General features: G+C 74.2%; 18 protein-coding genes. 12 read left to right on the forward strand and 6 right to left on the reverse strand.

The window, feature by feature from the left end:
• Positions 1-23 precede the first annotated feature (23 nt).
• The 3 genes from ACWDBE_RS29765 to ACWDBE_RS29775 all read left to right on the forward strand — a co-directional run bounded on the left by ACWDBE_RS29765 (position 24) and on the right by ACWDBE_RS29775 (position 1,560).
• Entirely contained in the window at positions 24-530 is a 507-nt protein-coding gene (locus tag ACWDBE_RS29765) for a CinA family protein (protein WP_449809562.1), read from the forward strand.
• 306 nt (positions 531-836) lie between these two features.
• A complete protein-coding gene (locus tag ACWDBE_RS29770; RefSeq protein ID WP_350739875.1) occupies positions 837-1,205 on the forward strand; it encodes a helix-turn-helix domain-containing protein in 369 nt (122 codons plus the stop codon).
• Between the two features lie 55 nt (positions 1,206-1,260).
• On the forward strand, positions 1,261-1,560 hold the full coding sequence (locus ACWDBE_RS29775) for a hypothetical protein (RefSeq protein ID WP_449809563.1): 300 nt from the start codon (positions 1,261-1,263) through the stop codon (positions 1,558-1,560).
• A 74-nt stretch (positions 1,561-1,634) separates the two neighbouring features.
• On the opposite strand, the gene ACWDBE_RS29780 is transcribed toward ACWDBE_RS29775, so the two are convergent.
• Entirely contained in the window at positions 1,635-6,401 is a 4,767-nt protein-coding gene (locus ACWDBE_RS29780) for a DEAD/DEAH box helicase (protein WP_449809564.1), read from the reverse strand.
• A 162-nt stretch (positions 6,402-6,563) separates the two neighbouring features.
• On the opposite strand from ACWDBE_RS29780, the gene ACWDBE_RS29785 reads away from it, so the two are divergent.
• From ACWDBE_RS29785 to rny, 7 genes are all read left to right on the forward strand, one after another.
• On the forward strand, positions 6,564-8,099 hold the full coding sequence (locus ACWDBE_RS29785; RefSeq protein WP_449809565.1) for a S8 family serine peptidase: 1,536 nt from the start codon (positions 6,564-6,566) through the stop codon (positions 8,097-8,099).
• A 64-nt stretch (positions 8,100-8,163) separates the two neighbouring features.
• Positions 8,164-8,754 (forward strand): GNAT family N-acetyltransferase, encoded by a 591-nt coding sequence (locus tag ACWDBE_RS29790; RefSeq protein ID WP_449791062.1) that lies wholly within the window; start codon positions 8,164-8,166, stop codon positions 8,752-8,754.
• Positions 8,751-8,945: a DUF3046 domain-containing protein gene (locus ACWDBE_RS29795; RefSeq protein ID WP_449791063.1), complete on the forward strand. Its 195-nt coding sequence runs from the start codon at positions 8,751-8,753 to the stop codon at positions 8,943-8,945. Before ACWDBE_RS29790 ends, ACWDBE_RS29795 begins: the two co-directional genes overlap by 4 nt.
• 115 nt (positions 8,946-9,060) lie before the next feature.
• Complete coding sequence (locus tag ACWDBE_RS29800) at positions 9,061-10,206, forward strand: AI-2E family transporter (RefSeq protein WP_449809566.1); 1,146 nt, start codon at positions 9,061-9,063, stop codon at positions 10,204-10,206.
• A gap of 195 nt (positions 10,207-10,401) precedes the next feature.
• Positions 10,402-11,514: a recombinase RecA gene (gene recA / locus ACWDBE_RS29805; protein WP_449791065.1), complete on the forward strand. Its 1,113-nt coding sequence runs from the start codon at positions 10,402-10,404 to the stop codon at positions 11,512-11,514.
• Positions 11,515-11,518: 4 nt separating this feature from the next.
• Complete coding sequence (gene recX, locus ACWDBE_RS29810; RefSeq protein WP_449809567.1) at positions 11,519-12,520, forward strand: recombination regulator RecX; 1,002 nt, start codon at positions 11,519-11,521, stop codon at positions 12,518-12,520.
• A 133-nt stretch (positions 12,521-12,653) separates the two neighbouring features.
• A complete protein-coding gene (gene rny / locus ACWDBE_RS29815; protein ID WP_449809568.1) occupies positions 12,654-14,123 on the forward strand; it encodes a ribonuclease Y in 1,470 nt (489 codons plus the stop codon).
• A gap of 27 nt (positions 14,124-14,150) precedes the next feature.
• Here rny and ACWDBE_RS29820 read toward each other — a convergent pair whose 3' ends face one another.
• From ACWDBE_RS29820 to ACWDBE_RS29840, 5 genes are all read right to left on the reverse strand, one after another.
• Entirely contained in the window at positions 14,151-15,878 is a 1,728-nt protein-coding gene (locus tag ACWDBE_RS29820; protein ID WP_449791068.1) for an FAD-dependent monooxygenase, read from the reverse strand.
• 122 nt (positions 15,879-16,000) lie between these two features.
• Positions 16,001-16,849 (reverse strand): amino acid ABC transporter permease, encoded by an 849-nt coding sequence (locus ACWDBE_RS29825; RefSeq protein ID WP_449791069.1) that lies wholly within the window; start codon positions 16,847-16,849, stop codon positions 16,001-16,003.
• Between the two features lie 64 nt (positions 16,850-16,913).
• Positions 16,914-17,564 carry an amino acid ABC transporter permease gene (locus tag ACWDBE_RS29830; RefSeq protein ID WP_449791070.1) on the reverse strand — a complete coding sequence of 217 codons (651 nt, stop codon included), beginning with the start codon at positions 17,562-17,564 and terminating at the stop codon, positions 16,914-16,916.
• Positions 17,565-17,617: 53 nt separating this feature from the next.
• Positions 17,618-18,523, reverse strand: coding sequence for a glutamate ABC transporter substrate-binding protein (locus ACWDBE_RS29835; protein WP_449791071.1), 906 nt, complete (start codon positions 18,521-18,523; stop codon positions 17,618-17,620).
• A 113-nt stretch (positions 18,524-18,636) separates the two neighbouring features.
• Positions 18,637-19,410, reverse strand: coding sequence for an amino acid ABC transporter ATP-binding protein (locus ACWDBE_RS29840; protein ID WP_402411541.1), 774 nt, complete (start codon positions 19,408-19,410; stop codon positions 18,637-18,639).
• Between the two features lie 392 nt (positions 19,411-19,802).
• Between ACWDBE_RS29840 and ACWDBE_RS29845 the strand changes: the two genes are divergently transcribed.
• Together ACWDBE_RS29845 and ACWDBE_RS29850 are read left to right on the forward strand one after the other, a co-directional pair.
• Positions 19,803-20,561 (forward strand): response regulator transcription factor, encoded by a 759-nt coding sequence (locus tag ACWDBE_RS29845; protein ID WP_449791072.1) that lies wholly within the window; start codon positions 19,803-19,805, stop codon positions 20,559-20,561.
• A 6-nt stretch (positions 20,562-20,567) separates the two neighbouring features.
• The gene (locus ACWDBE_RS29850; protein ID WP_449791073.1) at positions 20,568-21,989 is read left to right on the forward strand and encodes a sensor histidine kinase; all 1,422 of its coding nucleotides are present in this window, start codon (positions 20,568-20,570) and stop codon (positions 21,987-21,989) included.
• Positions 21,990-22,050: the final 61 nt, after the last annotated feature.

A 22,050-nucleotide genomic window follows, 5' to 3' on the forward strand; every position in this document is an offset into this window, starting at 1 on the left:
GGAGCCGGGTGGCGGAGCGGGACGTGGCGGAGCAGGGTGCGGTGGAGCGGGACTTCCGGCTGGCCGAGCTGGCGCACGCCGCGCTGCGCGCCGAGGGCGGCACGCTGGCCGTCGCCGAGTCGCTGACCGGAGGTCTGCTGGCCGCGGCGCTGGTGGACGTCCCCGGGGCCTCCGCGACCTTCCGGGGCTCGGTCACCGCGTACGCGACCGAGCTGAAGGCCTCGGTGCTCGGGGTGGACGAGGGCCTGCTGGACGTGTACGGGCCGGTCCACCCGGTGGTGGCCCGGCAGATGGCCGAGGGCGTGCGCGGGCTGCTGGGGGCCACGTACGGGCTCGCGACGACCGGAGTGGCCGGGCCCGACCCGCAGGACGGACAGCCGGTCGGCACCGTACACCTGGCGGTCGCCGGCCCGGGGGGAACTCTGGTCAGTTCGCCCCTGCTGTCGGGCGGTCGTGCCACAATCCGTCACGGGGCGGTGACCGCCGCGCTGGAGCTGCTGGTCGATCGCTTCGCACGCCAGGAGTCCTAGGGGAGGGCTCCACCGGAGCGGGACCCGCCGGTCCGGCGCGCGGGTACGGGACAGCTGGAGGATCGTGTTACATCCAACACCCTGGTTGGGCAGAAACCAGGTGGCGAACGAGTTGCATGACGGTGGCGGGGCGGGTCGCGACGGGTACCACGACGGACCCGCGAACCCGGGTGCGACACCGGAACGAGGAGGGGGACGGCCTTGCAGCCCAGAGTGAACACGACCAGGGTCCCCGCACGCGAAGCGGGCAAGGCGGTACGGTGGGGTCGTGACATCTCGATCCGCAGTCCGAGGAGGGAGGCACCGATGATCCTGCTCCGTCGCCTACTGGGCGATGTACTGCGTCGGCAGCGCCAGCGCCAGGGCCGCACACTCCGCGAGGTGTCGGCGGCCGCCAGGGTTTCGCTCGGGTACCTCTCCGAGGTCGAGCGGGGACAGAAGGAGGCCTCCTCGGAGCTGCTCTCCGCCATCTGCGACGCGCTCGACGTCCGGATGTCCGAGGTCATGCGCGAGGTCAGCGACGAACTGTCGCTCGCCGAACTTGCGGCGATGGCCACCCTCTCCGAAGGTGATCTGCTGAGGCCGGTACTCGAACCGGTTCCGCTGCCCGCCCCCGGCACCGACCGGGCGAACCTCTCGCCCAAGGCCGCCGCGATGGACGTGGTCGCCGCCTGATCCCGGCCTCGACTCCCGGGCGCCCCTGTCCGGGGCGAGCGAAGGGAGGGCGGTCGTGCGAACAGACGCGCAGACGCGCCCGACGGCCCGAATACTGGCCCGGGCGCCGCTGTTCCTCCGGGGACGGCGTCCGGTGCGGTGGGCGCTGGCGGTCTCGGTGGCCGGGCTCGCCTGGTGGCTCCTGGTGGTCCGGGGGCAGCTGACCGACGGTGCGGTGCTGGGACTGCTCGCGGCCGGCGGCTGGGGGCTCGGTCTCATCCCGGTCCACGCCGACTGGAACGCGACCGGACCGTCCCGGCGCCCGTGCGCGGAGCCGGTGGGACCGGTGGAGGCGCAGCCGCCGCCGATCGGGTGATTCGACGTGGCCGGGGCCGCGGGGTTCTCGACCCCGCGGCCCCGGCCTTTTCCGTGTCCCGGCGGTTCGTCGGTTCAGGGGCGCAGCCGCAGGCCGCGTGGGGTGGCGTGGAAGCCGGCCTCCTCCAGGGCGCGGCCGAGGGCCGAACCCAGGGCGGGTTCGCCGTTGGTCCGCTCGACCGTGACGCTGCCCAGGGCGCCCTCCCGGACGGCGGCCGCGAGCGCCCCGGCCGCCAACGCCCGGGTGGCCTCGTCCTCGGGCCAGGCCAGCAGGGACTTCCCGCCGCGCTCGACGTACAGCGCCAGCTCGCCGTCCACCAGGACCACCAGGGCGCCCGCCTTGCGGCCCGGGCGGTGGGCCGTGGACTCCCTGCCGCCGCGGGCGGTGGGCGGTTCGGGCCAGGGCAGGGCGGCGCCGTAGGCGTTGGCCGGATCGGCGGCGGCCAGCACCAGCGTCTGCGGCGGCTCGCCGGCCGGGGCGGCCGGCCACTCGGCGGCCCGGGCCCGCTCCAGCCTGCCGTTCACCGAGCGCAGCCGGTCGGCCGCGCCCTCCATGGCGAACTGGGCGCCGCCCAGGCCCTCGACGAAGTACCCCCGGCGGGCCCGGCCGCGCTCCTCCATCGCGGCGAGCACCCGGTAGACCCCGGCGAAGCCGCCGGGCACCCGTTCGGCCGCCACCGTGCCCCGGGTGAGCAGGCCGTGCCGGTCCAGCAGGTTCTGCGCCTGGGCGGTGGCCCGGACCGTCGGGTCGGCGGCGAAGGCGGGCAGCAGCGACCAGCGCCCGGCCACCGTCGGCGGGCCGCCGCGCAGGGCGCCGCCGACCCGGCCGAAGGCCCGGCCGGCACCGCCGTAGCGGCCGCGCGGGGTGGACCGGGGCGCCCGGTGGGCGGTGGCGCCCGCCGTCCGGCCCGAACCCAGCAGGGCGCGCAGCGGGGCGAGGGTGTCATTGGTGACGTAGCCCGCCCAGACGAGGTCCCAGAGCGCCTCGACGACCTCCGGCTCGGAGGTCTCCTCCGGGAGCTGCTGGACGAGTTGGCGGAAGAACAGGCCGTAGCCGCCGGCCAGTGCGGACATCAGGGCGCTGTGCACCGGGGTGAGCGTGGGCGGCACGGGCTCGGGGCGCAGCAGGTGGGCGTTCTCGGCGAGGTGCAGGCTGAGCCAGCCGTCCTTGCCGGGCAGGGCGCCGGCCCCGCACCAGCCGACCTCTCCGGCCGCCATCAACTCGTCCAGCAGCCCGGGCGCGTAGTCGGTGAGCCGGGCGGGGAGGACCAGCTTCTCCAGCGCGGAGGCGGGCAGGGCGGTGCCCTGGAGCTGTTCGACCACGCGCAGCAGGCCGTCCGGGCCGCGCAGCCGGTGGCCGGCCAGGTGCTGCCACTGCGGCAGGAAGGCTGCCAGGGCGCGCGGCGGGACCGGTTCGACCTCCTGGCGCAGAGCGGCCAGCGAGCGGCGGCGCAGCCGGCGCAGCACCTCGGCGTCGCACCACTCGGGGGCGGTGTGCTCAAGAGGGGCGGCGCGAAGCGCTTCCGGCGACGGGTGGGCGGCGGGTGGGAGGTACCGGCCCTGGACCAGGCGGCCCGCGGCGGTCAGGCGGTGCAGGGTGCCGGTGACCACGGCGGTGCCGAGGCCGTAGCGGGCGGCGGCCTCGGCGGCGGTGAACGGGCCGTGGGTGCGGGCGTGACGGGCGATCAGATCGCCCAGCGGGTCCTTGACCGGCTCGGTGAAGGCCTCCGGGACGCCGACCGGCAGCGGGGTGCCCAGCGCGTCGCGCAGCCGTCCGGCGTCCTCGATCGCGGCCCAGCGCTGCTCGCCGGCGATCCGGACCTGGATCACCCGGCGGGCCGCCTCCAGCTCCAGGGCCCAGAGCGGCTCGGCGCCGCGGAGGGTCAACTCGGCCTCGGAGAGCGGGCCGAGCAGGCGCAGGGCGTCGGCGACGCCCTCGGCGTCCCTGATCCGGCGCTCGGGGGTGAGGCGCTGGAGTTCGGCCTCCAGCTCGGTGAGCACCTGGGGGTCGAGCAGTTCGCTCAGCTCGGCCTGGCCGAGGAGTTCGGACAGCAGCCGGGAGTCGAGCGAGAGGGCGGCGGCGCGGCGCTCGGCGAGCGGGGAGTCCCCCTCGTAGAGGAACTGGGCGACGTAGCCGAACAGCAGCGAGCGGGCGAAGGGCGAGGGCTCCGGGGTGGTGACCTCGACCAGGCGGACGGCGCGGGACTCCAGATCGCCCATCAGCTCGACCAGGCCGGGGACGTCGAAGACGTCCTGCAGGCACTCCCGGACGGCCTCCAGGACGATCGGGAACGAGCCGTACTCGGAGGCGACTTCGAGCAGCTGGGCGGCGCGCTGGCGCTGCTGCCAGAGCGGAGTGCGGCGGCCGGGGCTGCGGCGGGGGAGCAGCAGGGCGCGGCCGGCGCACTCCCGGAAGCGGGAGGCGAACAGGGCGGAGCCGCCGACCTGGTCGGTGACCAGCTGCTCGATCTCGCCGGGGTCGAACAGGGCGGCGTCGGCGCCGACCGGGGCCTCGTCCCGGCCCGACTCGTCCGAGGGGCCGCCGAACCGGCTCGACGGCTCCGCGGGGCCGGCGAAGTCGAAGTCGAGGGCCAGCAGGTCGGCGTCGGGCAGGCGGAGCACGATGCCGTCGTCGGCGTGCATGACCTGGGGGTCCAGGCCGTGCTTCTCGCGCAGCCGGGCACCGAGGGCGAGCGCCCAGGGGGCGTGCACCTGGGCGCCGAAGGGGGAGTGGATGACGATCCGCCAGTCGCCGAGCTCGTCCCGGAAGCGCTCGACCACGATGGTGCGGTCGTCCGGGAGGTGGCCGCAGGCGGCGCGCTGCTCGGCCAGGTAGTCCAGCAGGTTGGCGGCGGCCCAGTCGTCCAGGCCGGCCTGCTTGAGGCGCTCGGTGGCGGCCTCGGGCCGCAGGGTGCCCAGTTCGCGGGTGAAGGCGCCGAGGGCGCGGCCGAGTTCGAGCGGACGGCCGAGGGCGTCGCCCTTCCAGAACGGGAGCCGGCCGGGGACGCCGGGGGCGGGGGTGACCAGCACCTTGTCGTGGGTGATCTCCTCGATCCGCCAGGAGGTGGTGCCGAGGGTGAACACGTCGCCGACGCGGGACTCGTAGACCATCTCCTCGTCGAGTTCTCCGACGCGGCCGCCGCCCTTCTTCGGGTCGGCCCCGGCGATGAAGACGCCGAACAGCCCGCGGTCGGGGATGGTGCCGCCGGAGGTGACGGCCAGGCGCTGGGCGCCGGGGCGGCCGGTCACCGTGCCGGCCACCCGATCCCAGACCAGGCGGGGGCGCAACTCGGCGAAGGCGTCCGAGGGGTAGCGGCCCGCCAGCATGTCGAGCACGGCGTCGAAGGCGGACTGCGGGAGGGACGCGAAGGGGGCGGCCCGACGGACCACGGCGAGCAGGTCGTCCACCGGCCAGGCGTCCAGGGCCGTCATCGCGACCAACTGCTGGGCGAGCACGTCCAGCGGGTTGCGCGGGATGCGCAGCGCCTCGATCCGGCCGGCCCGCATCCGCTCGGTGACCACGGCGGACTGGACGAGGTCCCCCCGGTACTTGGGGAAGAAGACGCCGGTGGAGACGGCGCCGACCTGGTGGCCGGCCCGGCCGACGCGCTGCAGACCGGAGGCGACCGAGGGCGGGGACTCGACCTGGACGACCAGCTCGACGGCGCCCATGTCGATGCCCAGCTCCAGGCTGGAGGTGGCGACCACGGCGGGCAGCCGGCCGGCCTTCAACTCCTCCTCGACGAGCGACCGCTGCTCCTTGGAGACGGAGCCGTGGTGGGCCCGGGCGATGACCGGGGGCGCGCCCCTGGCCGCCCCCGAGCCGCCCATCAGCTCGGCCGGGGCGTGCGCCTCGGGGATCGCGGTGCCGGTGGCGCGCTCGTGGGCGATCTCGTTCAGCCGGTTGCACAGCCGCTCGGCCAGCCGGCGGGAGTTGGCGAACACGATGGTCGAGCGGTGCGACTCGACCAGGTCGACGATCCGCTCCTCGACGTGCGGCCAGATGGAGGCTTGTCGCTGCGGGTCGCCGCCGGCGGCGGTGCCGGGGCTGCCGTCGGCGGCCGGGGCGGCGGGCAGGTCGTCCAGGTCGGGGACCGGGACGACCACCGAGAGGTCGAACTCCTTGGCGGCGGCGGGCTGGACCACGGTGGCGCCGCGCCGGGGGCTGAGGAAGCGGGCCACCTCCTCGACCGGGCGGACCGTCGCGGACAGGCCGATCCGGCGGGCCGGACGGTCCAGCAGTTCGTCCAGCCGCTCCAGGCTGAGGGCGAGGTGCGCGCCGCGCTTGGTGCCGGCGACGGCGTGCACCTCGTCCAGGATCACGGTGTCCACTCCGCGCAGGGCCTCCCGGGAGGCGGAGGTGAGCAGCAGGAACAGCGACTCGGGGGTGGTGATCAGGATGTCCGGCGGGTGGGTGGCGAAGCGGCGGCGGTCGGCGGCCGGGGTGTCGCCGGAGCGGATGGCGACCTGGACCTCGGGCTCGGGCAGGCCGAGCCGGACGGCGGCCTGGCGCAGGCCGGCCAGGGGGGCGCGCAGGTTCCGTTCGACGTCCACCGCGAGGGCCTTGAGAGGAGAGACGTAGAGGACCCGGCAGCGGCGCCTGGGCTCGGCGGGGGGAGGGGTGTTGCTGAGGCGGTCGAGGGCGGAGAGGAAGGCGGCCAGCGTCTTGCCGGAGCCGGTGGGGGCGACGACCAGGACGTCCGTCTCCCGCTGGATGGCCTGCCAGGCCTCGGCCTGGGCGCTGGTGGGGGCGGAGAAGGCACCGGTGAACCAGGCCCGGGTGGCCGGGGCGAAGCCGGCCAGGGGGTCGGGGGTGGACGGGGTCGGGTGCTGGGACGCCATGCCCCCATGGTGCCGGGTGGGACTGACATGCGGGGGGTGCGGCGGGACGGGGGCCGAGAGGGGTGCAAGCCGGGGAGCGGAAGTGATGATCCGCTCATATGGTGAGGAATCGGATGCTTGATCCATCCGTGACCGACCGGACCGACGAGCGGAGACCGTGCGATGGTGCAGGCGCACTCGTCGGGCGGGACCGCCCGGCGCCGCCGGGTCCGCGGGCCCGCCCGGGCGCTGCTCGCGATGCTGCTCACCGCGCTCGTGGTGGGGGGCGCCGTTCCGTACGTGTCCGGTCCTGGGCGGGCGTACCTCAGCTACCTGGTGCTGGCCGAGGGCGAGGACGCCGCCGGTGCGGCCCGGGCCGGGGCGGAGAGCCGGGCGGCGGGCGGGCAGGTGGTCCAGGAGTACCCGCAGATCGGGGCCGTGCTGGTGTACGCGACCGGGCCGTTCGCCGACCGGGTGCGGGCCCGGCCCGGGATCGCCGCCGTCGGCGCGACCAGGACCGCGCCGGTGGTCGCGCCGCCGCGGGCGGTGGCGGGGGCGGGGGGCTTCACGGCGGCGACGGCCGCGGGGGCGCGCGCGGGCGCGGGGCCCGGCGGGAGACGGGGCGGCGACCGGGCGGACGCGGGGACCCAGACGGTGCCCGATCCGGGGGAGGGTGACGCCTGGAACATCGCCATGGTCGGGGGCACCGCCGCCCGGACGGGGGACGCCTCGGCGCTGTCCGGCGGTGGCGTGCCGAGCCCCGACGCGCTGCGCAAGGTGCTGGTCGCGGTGCTGGACTCCGGGGTCGACGACACCCACCCGGACCTGCGCGCCGCCGTCGATCCGAAGGCCTCCGCCTCCTGCGCGGACGGTCGGCCCGACGGCCGCACCGGCGCCTGGCGGCCCGAAGCCGGGGTGGTCGAGAGCGGCCACGGCACCCACGTCGCCGGGATCGTCGGGGCCGCCAGGGACGGCCGCGGGGTCACCGGGGTCGCTCCGGGGGTGCGGATCGCCGCCGTCCGGCTGCTCGGGCCGCTCGGCCAGTACTACGCGGAGAACATCGTCTGCGGCATGCTCTGGGCCGCCGACCACGGGGCCAGGGCGATCAACAACAGCTACTTCGCCGACCCGTGGAAGTACAACTGCCCGGAGGAGCGGGACCAGGCCGCGCTGATCGCGGCCGTCGGGCGGGCCGCGGGGTACGCCCGGCGCAAGGGCGCGGTGGTGGTCGCCTCGGCGGGCAACGACGGGCAGGACCTCGGTGCCTCGCGGACCGACGACCGGAGCCCCAACGACCGGCTGTCGGGGCCGGCGCTCGTCCGCCACCTGGGCACCGAGTGCGTACGGCTGCCCGGCGAGCTGCCCGGGGTGGTGACCGTCACCGCGGTCAACCGGGACGGGCACCCGGCGGCGTACTCCAACTACGGGCGCGGGCGGGTCTCGCTGGCCGCCCCGGGCGGCGATCCGGACGGCGGGCCGCACGGGGCGATCGTCTCCGACTGGCCGGAGGGGCAGTACGCGGCGCTGGCGGGGACCTCGATGGCGGCCGCCCATGTGACCGGGGCGGTGGCGGTCGCGGCGGCGTCGCATCCGGAGCTGGGGGCGGACGAGCTGGCGGGGTTGTTGGCGAGGGGAGCGGTGGCGGGGTGTCCGGTGGCGGCTCCGGGGTGCGGGGAGCGGCGGTACTTCGGGGCGGGGCTGGTGGCGCTGCCCCGTTGACCGGGGGCGGGCGCCGGCGGAAAAGCGGGTGACGGGGTGGTGGGGCGGGGGTGAGGATCGGGGCATGGATGATTCGGGTGGGGCCGTGTTCCTGGCGACGGAGCGGTTGCTGTTGCGGCGCTTCACACCGGCGGACCTGGACCGGCTGGTGGAGCTGGACGGCGATCCGGAGGTCATGCGCTTCCTGACCGGGGGGAAGCCGAGCGCGCGGGAGTGGCTCGAGGAGGAGGTGCTGCCGCTGTTCCTGGAGCACTACCGGCGGTACGGCGATCTCGGGTGGTGGGCGGCCGAGGAGCGGTGCGGCGGGGCGTTCCTGGGGTGGTTCGAGTTCCGGCCGACGCGCGAGGGGGAGCGGGGCGAGGTCGAGCTCGGCTACCGGTTGCGGCGGGCCGCGTGGGGGCGCGGGTACGCGACGGAGGGCGCGCGGGCACTGGTCCGGCGCGGGTTCGCGGAGCTGGGGGTGGAGCGGGTGGTGGCGTACACGATGGCGGTGAACGCGGGCTCCCGGCGGGTGATGGAGAAGAGCGGGCTGTCGTTCGTCCGCACGTTCCACGAGGACTATCCGGAGATGATCCCGGGGAGCGAGCACGGTGAGGTCGAGTACGCGGTGACGGCCGAGGAGTGGCGGGCCCGGTCCGGGATACTTGGGGCATGAGGCTGACGGAGTTCTGGCGACGGATGTACGCGCACTTCGGGGAGGCGTACGCGGAGTCGTTCGCGACCGACCACGTGATGAGCGAACTGGGCGGGCGGACGGTGCGGCAGGCGCTGGAGGCGGGCTGGGAGGCCAAGGACGTCTGGCGGGTGGTCTGCGACACCCAGGGCGTCTCCGGGTCGCTGCGCTGAGTGCCGGCCTCCGGGCGGCATGGGACAGACTGTCCGGGTGACAAATAGCGCGGAACAGAAGAATTCGGACCGGGACACCGACGGTGCCCCGGCGGGCGGGGGACCGTGGGGCGGGATGCCGCGTTGGCTGCCGCGGGCGATGGTGCTGTTCCTGGTGCTGGTGGGGCTGTTCCAGCTCGCCGACTGGGCGTTCCGGCAGCTGATCGACCTGTTCGTGATGCTGCTGGTGTCGTTCTTCCTGTCGTTGGCGCTGGAGCCGGCCGTGGACCGGATGGCGGCGCGGGGGGTGCGCCGGGGCGTCGGGACCTTCCTGGTGTTCGTGGCGGTCGGGGTGGCGGTGGTGGGGTTCCTCGCCGCGCTCGGCACGCTGCTGGTCGACCAGGTGGCGAAGATCGCCGGTGACCTGCCGCACCTGGTCGACAGTCTGATCGGGTGGATCAACCGGACCTTCCACCAGGAGCTCTCGCTGGGTGAGCTGCAGAATCGATTGCTCAAGGACTCCGGGGCCATCGAGAGCTACGTCCAGCAGGCCGCCGACAACGTCTGGGGTGTCTCCTCCACCCTGATCGGCGGGCTCTTCCAGGCCTTCACGGTCGGGCTGTTCACCTTCTACTTCACCGCCGAGGGGCCGCGGGTGCGCCGGACGGTCTGTTCGATGCTGCCGCCCGCGAAGCAGGGCGAGGTGCTGCGCGCCTGGGAGATCGCGCTCGCCAAGACCGGCGGCTACCTGTACTCCCGGGCACTGCTCGCGGTGGTGTCCTCCGCCGGGCACTGGGTGATGTTCGAACTGCTCGGCCTGCCGTACGCGGCGGCGCTGGCGGTCTGGGTGGGCGTCATGTCGCAGTTCGTGCCGACCATCGGGACCTATCTGGCCGGGGCGCTGCCGGTGCTGGTGGCGCTGACGGTGGATCCGGTGGACGCGCTCTGGGTGCTCGGCTTCGTGGTGGTCTACCAGCAGATCGAGAACTACCTGCTGCAGCCGCGGATCACCGCGCGGACGGTGGACGTGCACCCGGCGCTGGCCTTCGGCTCGGTGATCGCGGGGGCGGCACTGCTCGGCGCGGTGGGCGCGGTGATCGCGATCCCGGCGGCGGCGACGCTCCAGGGCTTCGTGGGGACGTACGTCCGACGGTACGAGGTGGCCACCGACCCGCGGATCGACCGGGGCGAGCAGCGCAGGGTCCGGCGGGAGCTGCGCCGGGAGGCGGCCCGGCGGCTGCGCCGGATGGTCGCCGGCGACGGGGCGAGGCGCGGGGAGTGATTCGGAGGCGCCGTCCCCGGGGTGTCCCGGGGGCGGCGTGGGCCGGACGTGCGACGCTTGAATCGAACAGATGTTCTTTGTACTCTCCGGCGTGGAGTTTTCCACAGGCCGGGTCCGATCGGGCTCGTTTGTCAGTGGGACGCGCTAGCGTCGAGGACGATGAAGCGCACAGCACAGAACCCGAGGGAAAAAGCCATGGCAGGTACGGACCGCGAGAAGGCCCTGGAGACCGCTCTCGCCCAGATCGAGCGGCAGTTCGGCAAGGGCTCGGTGATGCGCCTCGGCGAGAAGGCCAACGAGCCGGTCGAGGTGATCTCCACCGGGTCCACCGCCCTGGACGTCGCCCTCGGGGTTGGCGGCATCCCGCGCGGCCGAGTGATCGAGATCTACGGCCCCGAGTCCTCCGGCAAGACCACTCTGACCCTGCACCTGGCCGCCAACGCCCAGAAGGCCGGCGGCACGGTCGCGTTCGTCGACGCGGAGCACGCGCTCGACCCCGAGTACGCCAAGAAGCTCGGCGTGGACACCGACGCCCTGCTGGTCAGCCAGCCGGACACCGGTGAGCAGGCGCTGGAGATCACCGACATGCTGATCCGCTCCGGCGCGATCGACCTGGTGATCATCGACTCGGTCGCGGCGCTCGTCCCGCGCGCCGAGATCGAGGGCGAGATGGGCGACTCGCACGTCGGTCTGCAGGCCCGACTGATGAGCCAGGCGCTGCGCAAGATCGCCGGTGCGCTGAACCAGTCGAACACCACCGCGATCTTCATCAACCAGCTGCGCGAGAAGATCGGCGTGATGTTCGGTTCGCCGGAGACCACGACCGGTGGCCGCGCGCTGAAGTTCTACGCCTCGGTCCGCCTCGACATCCGCCGGATCGAGACCCTGAAGGACGGCACCGAGGCGGTCGGCAACCGCACCCGCGTCAAGGTGGTCAAGAACAAGGTCGCCGCGCCGTTCAAGCAGGCCGAGTTCGACATCCTCTACGGCGTGGGCATCAGCCGCGAGGGCGGCCTGATCGACATGGGCGTGGAGCACGGCTTCATCCGCAAGTCTGGTGCCTGGTACACCTACGAGGGCGACCAGCTCGGCCAGGGCAAGGAGAACGCCCGCAACTTCCTGCGGGACAACCCGCAGCTCGCCGACGAGATCGAGCGGAAGATCAAGGGCAAGCTCGGCATCGGCCCGAAGGTGGAGGAGCCGGCCGAGGCCGGGGCCGAGGCCGCCGCCGACGGTGCCGCCAAGCCGATCACCGCGACCGCCACCAAGACGGCCGCGGCGAAGAAGACGGCGGCGGCCAAGGCCTGAGCCGTTGACGCAGCACGACAGGGCGGGCGGCGGCCCGGAGGACGACGACTACGGGCCGCCGGACTGGTTCGCCGCGGTCGCGGAGGAGCCCGAGCCGGTGGCCGAGGCGCCCAGGGGAGCGCGCCCCCGGCGCGGCCGGCGGTCCATCGCGCAGTGGGCCTCCGGCCCCGAGCCCGAGCTCGACCGGGCTCCGACCCGGGCGGTGCGCGGCGCCGCGTCCGGGCCGGAGCCGGCGGAGCCTTCGGTCGAGGCGCTCGGCCTGGTCTCCGCCTCCGAGCTGCCCACCGGCCGTCGCCGGCGGCGCTCGGCCCTCGCGGCCGAGGAATCCGAAGCGGTCGGGGGGGCCGCTTCGACACCGACGGCCGTGGCGAGCGGCCGCGGCGGGGCCGAGGCGGCCGATCGCGAGGGTGCGGCCGCCTCGGCCGCCCGTCGTGGCGGGCGCCGGGGCCGTGGCGCCACCGGGCGCGCCGGGGAGGAGGACGCCGGCCGCGCCTCCCGGAAGCAGGCCGAGGAGTCGGCCGATCCGGAGAGCCGCGCCCGGGACATCTGCCTGCGGCTGCTGACCGGCGCCGCCAAGACCCGCAAGCAGCTCGCCGACGCCCTGCGCAAGCGGGAGATCCCGGAGGAGGTCGCCGACGAGGTGCTCACCAGGCTCGAAGAGGTCGGGCTGATCGACGACGCGGCCTTCGCCGCGGCCTGGGTGGAGTCCCGGCACGCCGTCCGGGGCCTGTCCCGGCGGGCACTGGCCCAGGAGCTGCGCACCAAGGGCGTCGCCGCCGACCTGGTCGAGCGGGCCGTCGCCCAGCTCGACCACGACGACGAGACGGACGCGGCCAGGGCGCTGGTCGAGCGCAAGCTGCGGTCCACCCGGGGGCTGGACCCGCAGGTGCGCACCCGGCGGCTGGTGGGGATGCTGGCCCGCCGCGGCTACTCCGAGGGGCTGGCGTTCCGGGTGGTGCGCGGCGCGCTGGAGGAGGAGCAGTGTGAACCGTCGGGTCGGGAGTAGTGGCAGTTCTGTAGGCGTCTTGGAGTGAACCAGGTCAACTCTTGACCGTTTCGTGACCCCCACCTAGCCTCGCCTTCAGCGCCAGGGGGGCCTGTGGACGGCACCCCGTGCGGCGACGGGGGAGTGGGCGGCAATGGGGATCTCTGCGGGCACCGGCCCGAGTGGCTCGCTGGTGTCGATCGCCGGATCGGCCGCGCTGCTCCTGCTGGCGCTCGCGGTGGCCGCCGGGCTGGCGGTCAGACGGCTCCGGGCGGCCCGGAGCGGCGCGCCGGCCGAGGCCGAGCGGGCCCGTCGGTGGGCCGAGGAGCAGACCGCCGGGCAGCGGGCCGAACTCGCCCGCCGCGAGGGGGACCTGGCCGAGGAACTGCGCAGGCTGCGCCGCCGGGAGGACGAACTGGCGGAGCGTTCGGCCGAGTTGGAGCGCTCCCGGGGCGAGGCCGAGGCACTGGTCACCCGCCGGGTGAGGGCGCTGGAACGGGCCGCAGGGCTCTCCGCCGAGCAGGCCCGCGCCGAACTCCTGCGGGAGGCCACGGAGTCGGCCCGGCGGGAGGCCGCCGTCACCGTCCGGGAGATCGAGCGCGAGGCCAGGGAGGAGGGCGAGCGCCGGGCCCGGGACATCGTCGCCGGGGCGGTCCAGCGGCTGGCGACGGAGCAGACCGCGGAGAGCGTCGTCACCGTCCTGCGGCTGCCGAACGAGGACATCAAGGGCCGGATCATCGGCCGCGAGGGCCGCAACATCCGTGCCTTCGAGGCGGTCACCGGCGTGAACCTGATCGTCGACGACACCCCCGCGTCGGTGCAGCTGTCCTGCTTCGACCCGGTCCGCCGGGAGACCGCCCGGCTCACCCTGGAGCAGCTGGTCGAGGACGGCCGGATCCACCCGAGCAGGATCGAGCACCTGCACGAGCGCAGCCGCGAGGAGGTCGGACAGCGCTGCGTCCGGGCCGGCGAGGACGCCCTGCTGGAGGCCAGGATCGGCGGGATGCACCCCGAACTCGTCCGCACCCTGGGCTCGTTGCGCTACCGGGCGTCGTACGGGCAGAACGTGCTCGGGCATCTGCTGGAGTCCGCGCACCTGGCCGGGATGATGGCCGCCGAACTCGGGGTGGACCCGGAGCCGGTGCGGCGCGCGGCGCTGCTGCACGACATCGGCAAGGCGCTCACCCACGAGTCCGAGGGCAGCCACGCCGCGATCGGCGCGGAGCTCGCCCGGCGGTACGACGAGTCCCCCGAGGTCGTGCACGCGATCGCCGCCCACCACAACGAGGTCGACCCGCGCACCGTGACGGCCGTGCTGACCCAGGCCGCGGACGGCTGCTCGGGCGGCCGGCCGGGCGCGCGCAAGGAGTCGCTGGAGCTGTACGTCCGGCGGCTGGCGCGGCTGGAGGAGATCGCGCGCTCGCACGAGGGCGTCGCCGAGGTGTACGCGATGCAGGCCGGTCGGGAGGTGCGGGTGATGGTCCGTCCGGACGCGGTGGACGACCTCGGCGCGGAACTGATCGCCCGCGAGGTCGCCCGCCAGGTCTCCACCGAGCTGACCTACCCGGGCCGGATCCGGGTGACGGTGGTCCGCGAGAGCCGGGCCACGGCGGTGGCGGGCTAGGCGGCCTTCCTAGGAGACGCCCTGGCTCTAGGAGACGCCCTGGCTCGGGGAGTCCACCTGCCGGGCCGCGGGCCGGTCGGACGGGTCGGGGGCCGGAGTGAGGGTGGCCGGGCCGCCGCGGGCGCGGTCGGCGAGGGCGAGGAGGTCCTCGGCGACGGCGCCCTGGGTGACGCCGACCAGGTGGCCGTCCGGGCGGATCAGCAGGACGGTGTGCGGGCCGGCGCCCGGGTAGTCCTCGGTGACCAGCACCTCGGCGGGGACGGGCAGCGCGGCGGCGACTTCGGCGAGGCGGGGCATCAGGCCGGCGCCGAGCCAGTGCTCGGAGGACCAGACGGCGGTGCCGGGGGCGACCAGCAGCAGCAGGAAGGCGGTGCCGAGCCGGGCGTGCAGGTGGTCGGGGGTGCCGTCGTCGGCGAGCACCGGCAGGTCCGGGACGAGCACGCCGGGGGCGGTGGCGGGCAGCAGCTCGCTGAGCGAGGTGGTGCCGCGCGTGCCGCGCTGCGCCGGGACCCGGCCGGGGACGCCGGAGGGCGCCGCCGGGTAGGCGGGCGCGCCGCCGAACCGGCCGGTGCCGAGCTGGCCGTCGGCGAGCAGCGGGGCGTGCTTGCGGAAGCCGCCGACCAGCAGTGAGCGCCGGGTCTGCTGCCAGCCGCGCAGCGGGCGCAGCAGCGGCATGGACTGGTCGACCGCGCGCAGTCGGGCGCCGACCGCCCCGCGCCGCTCGGCCTCGTAGCCGTCCAGCAGGGCGCCGCCGGGCTGCGGGCCGCCGGAGTGGAGGTGCCAGGCGAGGGCGAGCCGCCAGGCGAGGTTGTCGGCGTCGCGCAGCCCGTCCACGAGGTTCTGCATGCCGAGGGCGCCGTGCAGGTGGGCGGCGTCGCCGGCCAGGAAGCAGCGGCCGACCCGGAAGCGGGCGGCGAGCCGCTGTTGGGCGGTGTGGTCGGCGGCGGCCAGCAGCTCGAAGCGGGGCAGTTCGCCGCACCAGCCGGTGAGGGTGGAGGTGACCCGGTTGAGCAGGGTGTCGCCGGTGACGATGCCGGGCCAGGTGGCGTGCGGGTCCACCGTCTCGGTGGCGGCGGGGCGGCCGGGGGGCAGCCGCCAGTCGAGCCGCCAGACACCGTCCGGCAGCGGGCGGGCGGAGGCCTCGCGGTCGCCGCGCCACGGGGGCTCGCGGTGCAGCCGGGCGCCGTCGAAGGGCAGGTCGACCCGGACGGTGGCGATGGCGTTGCGGTCGACCGCCGGGCGGCCGGGGAAACGGATCTTCAGGAGCTTGCGGACGCTGGATCTCGCGCCGTCGCAGCCGACCAGGTGGCTGCCGCGCCACCAGGTCGTGGAGCCGTCCTGGGTGCCCGTGGTGCGGATGCTGACGCCGTCCCGGTCCTGTTCGAGTTCGACGACCCGGTTGAGCGGGACCAGCCGGATCAGCGGGGTGCCGGTCAGGGCGTCGCGCAGCCCGCGCTGGAGGCGGTGCTGGGGCAGGTGGAAGGTGGGCGAGTCGGTGAGGTCGATCCGCAGCATCTCCTGGCGGCGGCGCCAGACGGCGAAGGAGTCCCACAGCGCGGAGTCCGAGACGGCCCGCGAGTAGCCGATCCGGGTCAGGAAGGCGGCGGTGTCGGCGCCGAGTACGAGGCTGCGGGGGCCTTCGGGGCAGAGCCCGGAGCCCTCGTCCAGGACGATGGCGGGCACCTCGTGCCGGGCCAGGGCGAGGGCCAGGGCCAGACCGACCGGTCCGGCCCCGACCACGATCACCGGGTCCATGAGGGAACCTCCGGGCACGAACCGGCCGATCGGCCGGCGTCAGTTACCGCTGCCGCATATGCCGTGTGGATGCTCCCGGGAGGTGTCACGAAGAGCAATGCAACAGTTCACCTGCGTGTCCGTCAAGCAGAAGCCGAAGTGCGCCGGTTCGCGCCGCGACGGCCGCGTGCTTCGATCCAGCGTGCGAGCGCGGTCAACAGCAGGCACATCGCGATGTAGATCGGGCCGATCACGAGCACCACGGGGATGTAGGGGAAGCCCGCGGCGTTGATCGGCTGGCTGGCGAGGGCCTTCCCGACGAACAGCAGCTCGTGGTAGGTGATGATGAAGCCGAGCGAGGTGTCCTTGAGGGTGACGACCAGCTGGCCGATCATCGAGGGCAGCATCGAGCGGACGGCCTGCGGCACCAGGATCGACGTCATCACCTGCGTCTTGCGCATGCCGAGCCCGTACGCCGCCTCGCCCTGGCCGCGCGGGACGGCGTTGACGCCGCTGCGGATGATCTCGGCCTGGACCGCCCCGTTGTAGAGGGTGAGGCCGAGCACCAGCGCCCACATCGGCTGCTGGGCGAAGAAGGCGTAGTAGAGCCCGACGATCAGGATCAGCAGCGGCATCGCCCGGAAGAACTGGGTGAAGGCCGTGCAGACCCAGCGGACCGGCCGGTGGTCGGAGAGCTGACCGGCCGCCAGCAGGGCGCCCAGCGTGAGCGAGAACGCCGCGGCCAGCCCGAAGGCCTCCAGGGTGGACAGCAGGCCGTCCACGATCTGCTGCTGGACGTAGGTGTACTGGAAGGCGTCCCAGAGACCGGGGTCGAACTGGCCGTTGTCGTTCAGCGCGCTGAAGACGTACCAGAGGAGTCCCGCGATGGCGAGCACCGAGAGGACGCCGAGCGCGCGGTTGCGGGTGCGGGCCTTCGGGCCGGGGGTGTCGTAGAGGACGCTGGCGGAAGCCTGGCGCTGGAACATGCTCATGCGCCCACCTCGCTGCGCTCGGCAGGGGCGTTCGCCCGTGCGCGCCGTTCGATCGTTCGCTCGCTCATCGGGCCACCGCCAGTCGGGATTCCAGGAAGCGGAAGAACGTGGCGACCGTCGCGCTGATCAGCAGGTAGGCGCAGGCCACCCAGAAGAAGATGGCGAAGATCGAGTAGCCGCGCTCGGAGAAGGTCTGCTGGGCGCTGTACAGCTCGGGGACGCTGAACGCGCCGGCGATCGCCGAGTTCCTCGGAAGGGCGATGAACACGCTGCTCATCGGGCCCAGGACGGTCCGGGCGGCCTGCGGCAGGACGACCAGGGTGAGGGTCTGGCCGAAGCCCATGCCGAGGCTGCGGGCGGCCTCCGCCTGGCCGAGCGGCACGGTGTTGATGCCGGAGCGGATCACCTCGCAGACGAACGAGGCGGTGTACGCGCCGAGCGCCAGCACCGCGAACGCCAGGTGGCTGAAGTGCACGCCCAGCGGCGGCAGCCCGAAGGTGACGGCGAAGAACAGCAGGGTCAGCGGGGTGTTGCGGAAGAGCGTCACCCAGGTGGTGCCGAAGGCGCGCAGGACCGGCACCGGGGAGACCCGGAAGGCCGCCAGCAGGGTGCCCAGCAGCAGGGCGAGCAGCGCGCTGAGCGCGCTCACCTCGATCGTCTGTAGGAAGCCGTCGCGGAACAACGCGAAGTTGTCGTCCTCGAACAGGAACCCCATCCGGCGGCCCTCCTCTCAACTCATGGTCGGGAAACCGACGTACGGCGGGCGGATCAGTAGCGCTCGAGGGCGGGGACCTCGGGCGCCGGGGAGCCGGAGGCGCCCAGGGTGGCGTCGTAGGCCTTCTTCCAGTCGCCGTTGTCCTCGTGGGCCTTGAGGGCGTCGCTGATCGCGTCGCGCAGGGCCTTGTCGTCCTTGTTGAGGCCGACGCCGTAGTTCTCCTTGGTGAACGGCTTGCCGACCACCTTGAGCTTGGGGGCGTACTTGGAGGCGTAGCCCTTGAGGATCGCGTCGTCGGTCGTGACCGCGTCGACCTCGCCGGACATCAGCTTCTCGACGCAGGCCGAGTAGGTGTCGAACTGGGTGACCTTCGGGTTGTACTGCTGGATGTTCTTGATCGAGGTCGAGCCGGTGGCGGTGCAGACGTTCTTGCCGCCGGTGCTCTCCGGGCCGGTGATCGAGGTGTTGTCGGCCTTCACCAGCAGGTCCTGGCCGGCGATGTAGTACGGGCCGGCGAAGGAGACGCTCTTCTTGCGCTCGTCGTTGATGCTGTAGGTGCCGACGTAGAAGTCGATCTGGCCCTTGGCGATGGCCGGCTCGCGCTGCGAGGAGACCAGGGTCTGCCACTTGATCTGCTGCGGGGTGAAGCCGAGGTCGGCGGCGATCATCTTGGCGATCTCGATGTCGAAGCCGCTGCGGTCGCCGCTGGCCACGTCCTCCCAGCCCAGGTTCGGCTGGTCGGCCTTGGCGCCGATGATCAGCTGGCCGCGCTTCTTGGCCTCGGCGAGGACCGCGGAGTCGACCTTGACGTCGGTCTTGACGGTGTAGCTCGGCAGCGCCGGGGCGGCGGCGCCGCTGCTCGCGGCGGTGGCGCCGGGCTTGCCGTCCTTGCCGCAGGCGGCGGTGGCGGTGAGCGCGACGGCACAGAGCGCGACGGCGAGGGTGCGGGAAGTCCTCATGAGGTTCTCCTGGGGGTGGGCCGCGGTGTCAACCGGGCTCTGGCGTCTGGAAGGCGGGCACGGGGCAGGGCCTCCGGCGCCGATGCCGGAGGCGCCCCGCTGGTCTCGGAGCGTCAGTGGTGGAGGATCTTCGAGAGGAAGTCCTTGGCGCGGTCGGAGCGCGGCGCGGTGAAGAAGGCGTCCGGGGTGTTCTGCTCGACGATCCTGCCGTCGGCCATGAACAGCACGCGGTTGGCGGCGGAGCGGGCGAAGCCCATCTCGTGGGTGACCACGACCATCGTCATGCCGTCCGCGGCCAGCTGGCGCATGACCTCCAGCACCTCGTTGACCATCTCCGGGTCCAGCGCCGAAGTGGGCTCGTCGAAGAGCATCACCTTGGGCTTCATCGCCAGTGCCCGGGCGATCGCCACGCGCTGCTGCTGGCCGCCGGAGAGCTGGGCCGGGTACTTGTCCGCCTGCGCGCCGACACCGACCCGCTGCAGCAGCTCCCGGGCGGTCTTCTCGGCCTGCGGGCGGGGCACCTTGCGCACCTTCACCTGGCCGATGACCACGTTCTCCAGCACGGTCTTGTGCGCGAACAGGTTGAAGCTCTGGAACACCATGCCGACCTCGGCGCGCAGCCGGGCCAGTTCCCTGCCCTCGTCCGGCAGCGGGCGGCCGTCGATGGTGATCGTGCCGGAGTCGATCGTCTCCAGCCGGTTGATCGTCCGGCAGAGCGTCGACTTGCCCGAGCCGGACGGGCCGATCAGCACGACCACCTCGCCCTGGCCGATCCGCAGGTCGATGTCCTGCAGCACGTGCAGCGCGCCGTAGTGCTTGTTGACGTTGCTCAGCACGACCAGTGGGGCGGCTGCGGGGGTGGAGTCCTCGACCGGGCTCTCGGTCATCGCGCCTGCTCCCTCTGTCGTCGAATCACGCCTGCCCGAGAAGTCTCAACTCCCTTGGGAGGCAATGGTGGTACGAAATCCGGGGGCCGCGGCCGGCGGAGCCGCAGCCCCCGGTGGGCCGACCTTAGGAGCCGCGGCCGCGCGCCGTCAGCCGATCTGAGCGGAACTTGAGGATCACGAAACGGCCACACGGCGCCCACCTGCTGTTCGTGCGGATGCCGACGGGGCATGTCACAGCGGGAATCCGTTCCGGTGCTCCCCGTTCCGCACGTGCCCGGTGCGCGGTCGAGCCTGGCGTCGGGCCGTTCACTGGCCCATACTGCGCAGGACCGGGACCTGAACGATCGGCCCGGTGATCACGGGTGATCACGTGGGGGAAGGAGGAGAACAGGATGCGACTGCTGCTCGTCGAGGACGACGAACGCGTGGCCGCCGCGCTGGTCGCGGTGCTGGGCCGGCACGGCTTCCAGGTCCGGCACGCCCGCAGCGGGCACGAGGCGCTGGACGCCCTGGTGCCGGACGGCAACGAGCCGTACCGAGTGGTGCTGCTCGACCTAGGGCTGCCCGACCGCGACGGCTTCGAGGTGTGCAGCCGGATCAGGGCGGGCAGCGGCGTTCCGGTGATCATGGTCACCGCCCGCGCCGACGTCCGCTCCCGGATCCACGGCCTCAACCTGGGCGCCGACGACTACGTCACCAAGCCGTACGACATGGGCGAACTGCTCGCCCGCATCCACGCCGTGGCCCGCCGCGGCGCCGCCCCCGCCGCGGTACCTGCACCCACGACCGACACCGTGCCCCAGCAGCGCGGCCCGCTGGAGTCCCGCGGCATCCGGATCGACCGGGAGCGCCGGCGGGTCAGCGTGGACGGCCGCGACGTGCCGCTCACCCGCAAGGAGTTCGACCTGCTCGCGCTGCTCGCCCAGAGCCCGGGCGTGGTCTACCGGCGAGAGCAGATCTTCAGCGAGGTCTGGCGCAGCGGCTGGGAGGGCAACGGGCGCACCCTGGAGGTGCACATCGGCTCGCTGCGCAACAAGCTGGCGCTGCCAGGCCTGGTCGAGGCCGTGCGCGGAGTCGGCTACCGGCTGATCCCCGACCGTCCGACGGCCCCCGCGCCCGAACCCGCCCCGCCCGCACCCGCGGAGCACTGACCGCACGTGCGCACCCGCCTGCTCGGCATCCTGATCGCCCTGATGCTCTGCGTCCTGGCCGCCCTGGGGCTGCCGCTCGCGGCGGCGGTCGCGGCGGCCGAGCAGACCAAGGTGGTCGTCGACCGGCTCGACGACGCCGCCCGCCTCGCCCAGGACCTGCCCACCTCCGGCGCCGCCGACTCCGCCCGCAAGGGCGACCCGGAACCCGCCCCGGGCGACCTCAGCCGCAAGCGCGCCATCGAGGCCGAGGTCCGCCGCTACCACGACCTGTACGGCGTGCGCCTGGGCATCTTCCAGCGCGACGGCCAGCCGATCGCCGCCGCCCCGAAGGACTGGCGGGTGCCTGCCGGCGGCTGGGGCGCCCAGGCCTTCCAGGAGGCGCTGGACGGGCGGCGCAGCCACAACCCGCCGCAGGTCTGGCCCTGGACGCCGGACCGGACGGTCACCGTCGCCGCCCCGGTGGTGCGCGACGGCGACGTGGTCGCGGTGGTGCTGAGCGAGTCCCCGACCGAGGCGCTGCGCACCCGGGTGCTGCACCAGTGGCTGGTGATCGGCGGCGGCGAGGCCGCCGCGATGATCGTCGCCGTGCTGCTCGCCGTCCGGCTCACCGAGTGGGTGCTGCGCCCGGTGCGCACCCTGGACCGGGCCACCCACGACATCGCCACCGGCCGGATGGCCGCCCGGGTCGCCCCCGGCGGCGGACCGCCCGAACTCCAGCGGCTGGCCCGCTCGTTCAACGAGATGGCGGACCACGTGGTGCTCGCCATGGACCAGCAGAAGGCCTTCGTCGCGGACGCCTCGCACCAGCTGCGCAACCCGCTGTCGGCGCTGCTGCTGCGGGTCGAGCTTCTCGGCCTGGAACTGCCCGAGGGCCACGAGGAGGAGCTCAGCGGCGTACGGGAGGAGGGCGCCCGGCTGGCCCGGGTGCTGGACGACCTGCTCGGACTGGCCACCGCCGAGCACGCCCGCCCCGAACCGGAGCGCACCGACCTCGCCGAGCTCACCCTGGCCCGGGTGGACGCCTGGCGGCCGACGGCGGAGCAGTGCGGGATCGGACTGCGCTGGGAGGGCCCGGCCCGGGCGATCGGAATGGCCGACCCGATCGGCTTCGGCTCGGCCCTGGACGCCGTGCTGGACAACGCGCTCAAGTTCAGCCCGGCCGGCAGCGAGGTGCGGCTGCGGGTCGCGGTGCGCCGGGACGAGGTCGCGGTGACCGTCACCGACGCCGGGCCCGGCCTCACCGAGGACGAGCTGTCCCGGGCCGGGGACCGGTTCTGGCGCAGCCCGCGGCACCAGAACGTGGACGGGTCGGGGCTCGGGCTGTCCATCGCCCGCACCCTGCTGGCGGCCGGCGGCGGCTCGCTCGGCTTCGCGCCGGTCACGCCGACCGGGCTGGCGGTGACGCTGGCGGTGCCGCGGCCGGAGTAGCCGCGGCCGGGGAGATGCGGGCCGGAGTAGCCGCGGCCGGAGAGTTGGGCTCGGGAGCCGC

It is taken from the genome of Kitasatospora sp. NPDC001132 (assembly GCF_053598415.1).